At 64.2% G+C, this 358-nt stretch carries 1 protein-coding gene; it reads right to left on the bottom strand.

All coding sequences use genetic code 11. From position 1 onward, the window contains the following. Nucleotides 1-358, bottom strand: a 358-nt coding sequence (locus tag QZR30_RS27950; protein WP_311904791.1) for a hypothetical protein, incomplete at both ends; no start/stop codon positions are given.

The raw sequence follows: 358 nt of genomic DNA, 5'->3' as shown, positions 1-358 counted from the left end.
ACAGTCGTAGCGGTATTCAGTGACGAGCTGATGGCCCTTGCCGCGTCGTTCGCGGATGAGGTTGCCGAAGGCGTCGTAGTCGTAGTGACGGTCGCCCTGGATCACCAGGCGGTTCGCCGCGACGATGTCCGGCCCCGGGCGGTCTTGCATCAGCAGGTTGCCGGCCGGGTTGTGGGCGAAGCGTTCCTGGACGTCCTGCGAATGGTCGGCGCGGGTCAGGCGGGCGAGGGGGTCGTAGCGGTAGTCGTGTTGGCCTTTGCGGGTGTCGAGCAGGCGGGTGAGGTTGCCGCTTTTGTCGTAGTCGTATTGGCGTTGGTAAAGGTAATTTTCCTGCTGTGTGACGGCGTGGGCGTGCAGG

This window comes from Pseudomonas sp. rhizo25, assembly GCF_031931935.1.
GTDB lineage: Bacteria > Pseudomonadota > Gammaproteobacteria > Pseudomonadales > Pseudomonadaceae > Aquipseudomonas > Aquipseudomonas synxantha.
This window is presented reverse-complemented; position numbering and strand designations above follow the sequence as displayed.